This window comes from Mesorhizobium humile, from assembly GCF_033977215.1.
Lineage (GTDB): Bacteria > Pseudomonadota > Alphaproteobacteria > Rhizobiales > Rhizobiaceae > Mesorhizobium > Mesorhizobium humile.
The window spans coordinates 23,340-31,237 of sequence record NZ_JAVIIV010000038.1 but is presented as its reverse complement, the minus strand read 5'-3'; the positions used below and the strand labels follow the sequence as shown (position 1 = coordinate 31,237).

Here is a 7,898-nt window from a genome sequence, read left to right as displayed (position 1 = left end):
GACGCGCTTTAAGTCTTTGTTTTGATGCATGTCGTTGTCCCAGAACCGCCGCACACTTCTGGGCGACATGCATTAGGCTCTCTACAGCGATGACCAATTTCCCGTTAGATATGCCGGTGCGATAATCGAGATCAATTGAATTGTCGGGAGCAAAAATGATCTTACTGACGAGAGCTGTGGTTCAGCCTTGGAATTGCGACATGATGGGCCACATGACGACGCGGTTCTACGTCGCCTTTTTCGACGACGCCATCAACATCCTGCTGGGCCAGGCGACCGACTGGGCGCCGACGACGCCCGAATGGGCCGACAGGGGATGGGCCGACGTCCGGCATGAGATCGACTTCGTCGGCGAAGTGCCGTCGGGGGTCATCGTGGAAATCTACGGCACGGTCCGCACTGTCGGCCGCACGTCCATCCAGACGGATTATGAGATGCGCAGGCTGCATGGCGGCGAGCTCGCGGCCAAGCTGGCTGCCAAGACGGTCTTCTTCAACCTTGCGGAACGGAAATCCACCCCGCTGACGGAGCCTATGCTCGAGCGCCTGAAATCCTGGATGGCCGCCGCTCCCAGTCACGGCAGCGAAGCCTGAAGACCCTTCGGCGCTCTTTCCAGGTCAGGCGCCACTCCACATCGCGTCCGGCACCACCACCAGCTTGCCGACGAAATCCTTGCCCATGAAATCGGTCTGGGCGCGGTGGAAATCGGAGAGCTTGTAGACGCCGCCGACCAGCGGCCTGATCTTCTTTTCCTCGATGTAGCGCACGATGCGGCGGAAGTCCTCCCGCGTGCCCTGGCTCGAGCCGTGGAGCTGCAGCTGCTTCAGATACATGGTGCGCAGATCGAGCTGCACGACCGGGCCGGCAATCGCTCCGGCGGTCGTGTAGCGACCCTCGGGCCGCAGGATGCGCAAGAGGTCGTTGAAGATGGCGCCGCCGACGAGGTCGGCCACCACGTCGATGGGCTCGCCGCCAGTCGCTTCATTGACGGCGGTAAGCAGGTCGGCCACGCCGCGCGTGATCACCTTCTCGGCGCCGATGTCGAGCACGGCCTGCTCCTTGCCCTTGCCGACGACGGCATAGGGGATGGCGCCGCGCGCCCGTGCCAGTTGCACGATGCCGGAGCCAACGCCGCCAGAGGCGCCGGTGACCAGCACCCGCTCGCCGGCCTTCAGCGCCGCGCGCTCCAGCATCTGCTCGCCGGTGAGATAGGCGCAACAGAAAGTGGCGAGCTCGACATCGCTGAGCTCAGTGTGGACGACATGCGCGTTCTCGGCCGGCAGCGCCTGGTATTCGGCATAACCGCCATCGCGGCCATGGCCCATATAGTCGATGTCGGCCAGCGAATCGTCGTCGCGGTTGTAGATGGAGAAGTCGACCATGACGCGTTCGCCGATGCGGTCGGCAGGCACGCCGTCGCCGACAGCGACGATCGTCCCAACAGTGTCGGTGCCCTGGATGCGCGGGAAGGTGAGCGTGTTGCCTTGGCGACGCCAGGTCGAAACCGCCCCGGCGTCTTCCTCCGTGCCATAGGCGCCCTGGCGCACCCAGACATCGGTGTTGTTCATGCCGCAGGCGCTGACCTTGACCAGCACTTCGCCGGCGGCCGGCGCCGGCACCTTCACGTCTGTGCGGTAGACGAGCTTCTCCAGACCGCCATGGCCGGTAAGCTGCACGGCGGCCATGGTGGCGGGAACGGTTCTGGTCATGGCATTCATGTCGCGTCTCAGATGTCGCTTCTCAGATATTGGCGAGGACGCTGTTCACCGCGTCGGCTGTCTTGGAGACGATGATGTCGGCCTCCTCCCGCGTCAGGCAAAGCGGCGGCGCGAAGCCGAGGATGTCGCCTTGCGGCATCGCGCGGCCGATGACGCCACTAGCGGCCAGCGCCGTGGCGATCTGCGGCCCGACCTTCAGAGCGGGGTCGAAGAACACACGATCATCGCGGTCCTTCACGAACTCGACCGCCGCCAGCATGCCGTCGCCGCGCACTTCGCCGACATGTTTGTGGCCGCCGACCGCCTTGGCGAGCTCGGCGCGGAAGTATGCGCCGGTCTCGCCGGCGTTCCGCACCAGGTCCATCTCGTCGATCAGTTCGAGATTGGCGACACCGGCGGCAACGCAGATCGGGTGCGCCGAATAGGTCCAGCCATGGCCGAGCGAACCCAGCTTGTCGGAGCCCTTGACCAGCACCTGCCAGACCTTGTCGGAAACGATGACGCCGGACAGCGGCGCATAGGCCGAGGTCAGGCCCTTGGCGATGGTGATCAGGTCCGGCTTCATACCGTAATGGTCGGAGCCGAACATGGTGCCGAGACGGCCGAATCCGGTCACCACTTCGTCGGCGACAAGCAGCACGTCATACTTGTTCAGCACGGCCTGGATCTTCTCCCAATAGCCGGCCGGCGGCGGCACGATGCCGCCGGTGCCGAGGATCGGCTCGCCGATGAAGGCGGCGACCGTGTCCGGCCCCTCGGCGAGGATCATTTCCTCCAGCTTGTCGGCGCAATGTTGCGAGAACTGCTCCTCGCTCATCGAGCGGTCGGCGCGGCGGAAATAATAAGGCGCTTCGGTGTGCAGGATCGGCGCGCGCGGCAGGTCGAAGGCGTTGTGGAACAGCTCGAGCCCGGTCAGCGACCCGGTCATCACGCCGGACCCATGATAGCCGCGCCAGCGCGAGATGATCTTCTTCTTTTCCGGCCGTCCGAGAACGTTGTTGTAGTACCAGATCAGCTTGATGTTGGTTTCGTTGGCGTCGGAACCGGAGAGACCGAAATAGACGCGGCTCATGCCCTTCGGCGCGCGGTCGATGATCATCTTGGCAAGCGTGATCGAGGCCTCGGTGCCGTGGCCGACATAGGCATGGTAATAGGCGAGATTCCTGGCCTGCTCGGCGATGGCATCGGAGATCTTCTGGCGGCCATAGCCGACGTTGACGCAATAGAGGCCGGCAAAGGCGTCGATGCTCTTCTTGCCGGTGTTGTCCCAGACGGTGACGCCTTCGCCGCCGGCCATGATGCGCGCCGGCGATTCACCACGCGCGTGCGTGCCCATATGCGTCGAGGGATGGAAGAAGTGGTCGCGATCCCAGGCGGAGAGTTCGTTGGACTGTTCGAGCATTTTTTGACTCCTGACGAGAATGAGGCCTGCGCAGCTTACGCTACATCGAGGCAGAGATATTTGAGGTCCGTAAAAGCTTCCAGGCCGTGACGCGAGCCTTCGCGGCCGATGCCCGACTGCTTGACGCCGCCGAACGGGATCGGCGCGCCGGTGATCTTGACGCGGTTGATCGCGACCATGCCGTAGTCCAGCGCGCGGCCCATGCGCGCCTGGCGGGCGCCGTTCTCGGTGACGACATAAGCGACGAGGCCATATTCGGTGGCGTTGGCGCGGACGACGACTTCCGCCTCGTCGTCGAACGAGGTGACCGCGGCGACCGGGCCGAACGTCTCTTCACGCATGATCAACGCTTCGTCCGGCACATCGACGAGCAGCGTCGGCTGGTAGAACAGCGGGCCGGCCGCGTCGCGCTTGCCGCCGGCCAGGCAGCGCGCGCCATGAGTGAGCGCATCGGCGACTTGCTCCTCGACCTTCTTGACCCCGCGCTCATGCATCAGCGGCCCGATCTCGGCGTCCGCGGAGAGACCGTTGCCGGTGCGGAGCTGCTCGATGCGGCGCGCGAATGCCGCGCAGAAGCGATCATAGATCGGCCGCTGCACATAGATGCGATTGGCGGCGAGGCAATCCTGGCCGGAGGTGGCGAACTTGGCATCGAGCGCGATCGTCACGGCCTTGTCAATGTCGGCATCGTCGAACACGATAAGCGGCGCATGGCCGCCGAGTTCCATGACCAGGCGCTTCATGGTCGCAGCACTCTGCGCCGCGATCAGCCGGCCGACCTCGGTCGATCCGGTGAAGCTCATGGCGCGGACCCTGGCGTCGGCGCACATCGCGCCGACGATGGTGCGCGCATCGCCGGTGACGACGTTGAAGACGCCGGCAGGCAGGCCGGCGCGCTCGCCGAGTTCGGCCAGCGCCAAAGCCGAGAGCGGTGTCTCGGACGACGGATGCGCCACCACCGTGCAGCCGGCGGCCAAAGCCGCGGCCGCCTTGCGGGTGAGCATGGCCGACGGAAAGTTCCAGGGCGTGACGACGCCGACCACGCCGAGCGGCTCGCGGCGCACCGACATCTGAGCATTCGGCAGATGGCTGGTGACGCTTTCGGCATTGAGGCGTTTCGCTTCCTCGGCATACCACTCGACGAAGGAAGCGGCGTAGTCGATCTCGCCCAGCGATTCCTTCAGCGGCTTGCCCTGCTCAAGCGTCATCAGCAGCGCCAGATCGTCCTTGGCGGCGACGATCAGATCGAACCATTTTCGCAGGATCTTCGAGCGCTCCTGCGGCAGGGCCGAGCGCCAGCCGTGAAATGCACGCGACGCGGCGTTGATCGCCTTCGTCGTCTGCGCCGCATCGAGCGCGGCCACAAAGGCGACGGTAGCGCCGGTCGCCGGATCGGTAACCTCGAAACTGGCCGCAGCATCGCTCGCCGTCCAGTGGCCGTCGACATAAGCGAGAGCGCGCAACAGCCGGCGGTCGGCGAGCCGGTCCAGTGCTTCATGGTGGTTGGTGCGGGCAAAATGCGCGGACATCGGCGCCTCCATTCGATGCCGAAGCATCGGCCGTGTCGGGCAAAGAATGGGACTGTTTCAGCGGCTGTTGGTAGAGAGATTGTCTCTATTGGCGCGCCGACACAGATGATCTCTCTAGTTGGCCGGCCGGCAGGCGCAGCCGAACCTCGAAAATTGGCCGAGCCTTCTCAACTTCGTCATCCACGGGCGAAGCAAGGAGCGAAGCGACGCGGCGTAGACCCGAGGATCCATGCCGTGACGTTGAGGCGCCGCTACGCTGCAGAATTCTGCTCTGCTGCGCTTTCGATCAAAGTCACGGAATGGATCCTCGGGTCTACGCTCCGCTTCGCGTCGCTCCGCCCGTGGATGACGATGGCGTTTTCATTGTTCCGGCAACAGGTCGGCCACCGGCAGCACGGTCTCGTCCTTGACCGTCTTGGTGACGATGTAGGTGAAGTAGCGGTCGATGCCGATCTCGCGTTCGAGCAGGCTGTCGACCAACCGCTGATAGGCATCGATGTCGCGCGCCATCACCTTCAACACATAGTCGACGCCGCCGCCCACCGACCAGCAGGCGACGATCTCCGGAACATCGCGCACGACCCGCTCGAACCTGTCGAAGTCCGCCTGGCGGTGGTTGGCTAAAGTCACCTCCATCAGCACCGTCGCCACCGGCGCGATGACGCGCATGGCGATCGTGGCGTGATAGCCGGACACGATGCCGGCCTTTTCCAGCTTGCGCAGCCGCATCCAGCACGGCGTCGGCGACAGGCCGACCTTCTCGGCCAGCGCCAGCTTGGTGATGCGCCCATCGCGTTGGATGGCGTCGAGAATCCTGAGGTCGATCGGGTCGAGTTTCGCTGCCGCCATGCGGGATTCGCCTTTCGTTGCAGACACCATGACGATGCATTATTTCGATTGTCAATTGCACTGATTTCGCTCTCTAATATGTCATGACATTATGGCAGCCAGATCCTGCTCTCATCCGCCGCCCGGCCTATCTCTCGCTGGCCGACCAGTTCGCACGCGCGATCCATGACGGGCGGCTCGCCAATGGCGCGCAACTGCCGACGCATCGCCGCCTTGCGGACGACCTGAAGCTTTCGGTGCAAACGGTCAGCCGCGCCTATGAGGAACTGATCCGGCGCGGCCTGATTTCCGGGGAGGTCGGGCGCGGCAGCTTCGTGCAGACGCAGCGCCGCGAACCGGAGCCGCCTTACATCCCGGAGCGCCTCGGCGAGGTCATCGACCTCTCGATCCTGAAGCCGGTCTGCGAGCCGATGCATCTGGAAAAATTGAAGCAGGCGCTGGGGTGGCTGGCCGAGAATCTGCCGTCGAGCTCGGCGCTGTCGTTCCGGCCGAACATGGTGTTTCCGCGCCATCGCGCCGTCGCGGTCGAGTGGCTGAAGCTTTGCGGGCTCGAAGCGTCGCCGCAGAATATCAGCCTGACCAACGGCGCCACCGCCGGCATGACGGTGGCGCTGATGAGCGTGGCGCCGCCCGGCTCGACCGTCGCTACGGAGGCGATCGGCCACCACACGCTGGTGCCGCTTGCCCGCTATCTCGGCTTCAACCTCGAGGGCTTGCCGATCGACGGCAACGGGCTGATCCCCGAAGCGCTCGACGAGGCTTGCCGGCTGTCGGACATCCGCGCCGTGTTCGTCCAGCCATCGGTGATCAACCCGACGGCGACGTTGATGGACGCCACCCGCCGCGAGCAGATAGCCGCCGTTGCCCGCAAGCATGACATCGCGATCATCGAGAACGACGTGCTCGGGCCGCTGGTTGAAGGCCGGCCGGCCGCGGTTGCCGCCTTTGCGCCGGAGCGCACACTCTACGTCACCTCCTTCACCAAGATCACCGTGCCTGGCCTGCGCATCGGCTATCTCGCGGTGCCGGACCGCTACGTCGCCGCCGTCGCCAACCGCCACCTCGTCTCGAACTGGATGGCGACGCCGATGGTGGCGGAGATCGCGACGCGCTGGGTGACCGATGGCACGGCGATGGAACTGGTCAACTGGCAGCGCCAGGCGTTGAAGCGGCGCCAGGAGATTGCCGCCGAAATGCTGGCGGGCGTCGATTATCGCGTCCACCGTGACGGGCTGCATCTGTGGCTCGAACTGCCGGGCGACCGCGCCGAGGAGAGTTTTGTTTCGCAGGCGCGGCTGCGCGGGGTGGCGATCGCGCCGGGCACCTCGTTCCGCATCGCCGACACGCCCTGGCATCCGGCCGTGCGCATCTCGCTCGGATCGACCACAGAGGGGGAACTGCGCGCGGGCCTGAGCGTTGTCGCCAAGCTGCTGCTCGGCGATCCGGAGCATCTCCTGCTCGCCATCTGATGCACAAAGGCAGCTCAGATTGCCCTGAAATTGTGCTGCGCCGGAAATATTGTCATGATATTATTTTACCAATTGACATGATTTGACGCGTTTCGCATCGTTAAGGGCATAGGCTTCTCCAGAACGGGGAAATGGATTGCCCGCGCCCATCATCAAGGTTGATGCGATTTCGAAGAGCTTCGGCGCCTTCAAGGTGCTGGACGGCTTGTCGATGCAGGTCATGCCAGGCGAGAAGCTGGCGCTGATCGGCCCGTCCGGCTCCGGCAAGACGACGATCCTGCGCATCCTGATGACGCTGGAGAAGATCGACGGCGGCCACATCCAGGTCGACGGCGAGCAGCTCTACCACATGGAACGCAACGGTCAGTTGGTGCCGGCCGACGAGCGGCACCTGGCCAGGATGCGCCAGAAGATCGGCATGGTCTTCCAGCTCTTCAATCTCTTCCCGCACAAATGCGTCATGGACAATGTAACGCTCGCGCCAATGCTGACCAAGGGCGTCGCCCGCGCCGCCGCCGAAAAGCGGGCGATGGAGCTGCTCGACATGGTGGGCCTCGCCGACAAGGCGAAAGCGATGCCGGCGCAGCTTTCCGGCGGCCAGAAGCAGCGCGTCGCGATCGCCCGGGCGCTGGCGCTGTCGCCCAAGATCATGCTGTTCGACGAGGTCACCTCGGCGCTCGACCCTGAGCTCGTCGAGGAGGTGCTCAACGTCATGCGCAAGCTCGCCGCCGAGACCGACATGACCATGCTTCTGGTCACCCATGAGATGGTCTTCGCCCACGATTTCGCCGACCGCGTGCTGTTCTTCGACCGCGGCCGAATCGTCGAGGAAGGCAAGCCCGATGAGATTTTCCGCCATCCCAAACAGGAAAGAACGCAGAGCTTCCTGAAGAAGATCATCGCGGCCGGACATCGCGTCTGACCGCAATGC

Annotated in this window: 7 protein-coding genes; 3 read left to right on the top strand and 4 right to left on the bottom strand. The window is 64.4% G+C overall.

Annotated features, from left to right (window positions below):
- Nucleotides 1-155: 155 nt before the first annotated feature.
- Nucleotides 156-593, top strand: a complete 438-nt coding sequence (locus RFM52_RS31535) for an acyl-CoA thioesterase (protein WP_320298697.1) — start codon at nt 156-158, stop codon at nt 591-593.
- 24 nt (nt 594-617) lie between these two features.
- Here the strand turns inward: RFM52_RS31535 and RFM52_RS31530 are convergent, their stop codons facing one another.
- The 4 genes from RFM52_RS31530 to RFM52_RS31515 all read right to left on the bottom strand — a co-directional run bounded on the left by RFM52_RS31530 (nt 618) and on the right by RFM52_RS31515 (nt 5,498).
- A complete protein-coding gene (locus tag RFM52_RS31530) occupies nt 618-1,718 on the bottom strand; it encodes an alcohol dehydrogenase family protein (protein WP_320298696.1) in 1,101 nt (366 codons plus the stop codon).
- A gap of 22 nt (nt 1,719-1,740) precedes the next feature.
- On the bottom strand, nt 1,741-3,120 hold the full coding sequence (locus RFM52_RS31525; RefSeq protein WP_320298695.1) for an aspartate aminotransferase family protein: 1,380 nt from the start codon (nt 3,118-3,120) through the stop codon (nt 1,741-1,743).
- A gap of 35 nt (nt 3,121-3,155) precedes the next feature.
- Nucleotides 3,156-4,649 (bottom strand): NAD-dependent succinate-semialdehyde dehydrogenase, encoded by a 1,494-nt coding sequence (locus tag RFM52_RS31520; protein WP_320298694.1) that lies wholly within the window; start codon nt 4,647-4,649, stop codon nt 3,156-3,158.
- A 360-nt stretch (nt 4,650-5,009) separates the two neighbouring features.
- A complete protein-coding gene (locus RFM52_RS31515) occupies nt 5,010-5,498 on the bottom strand; it encodes an Lrp/AsnC family transcriptional regulator (RefSeq protein ID WP_320298693.1) in 489 nt (162 codons plus the stop codon).
- 83 nt (nt 5,499-5,581) lie between these two features.
- On the opposite strand from RFM52_RS31515, the gene ehuR reads away from it, so the two are divergent.
- Both ehuR and ehuA read left to right on the top strand, forming a co-directional pair.
- Nucleotides 5,582-6,967, top strand: a complete 1,386-nt coding sequence (gene ehuR / locus RFM52_RS31510) for a MocR-like ectoine utilization transcription factor EhuR (protein ID WP_320298692.1) — start codon at nt 5,582-5,584, stop codon at nt 6,965-6,967.
- Between the two features lie 136 nt (nt 6,968-7,103).
- Nucleotides 7,104-7,889, top strand: a complete 786-nt coding sequence (ehuA, locus tag RFM52_RS31505; RefSeq protein WP_320298691.1) for an ectoine/hydroxyectoine ABC transporter ATP-binding protein EhuA — start codon at nt 7,104-7,106, stop codon at nt 7,887-7,889.
- Nucleotides 7,890-7,898: the final 9 nt, after the last annotated feature.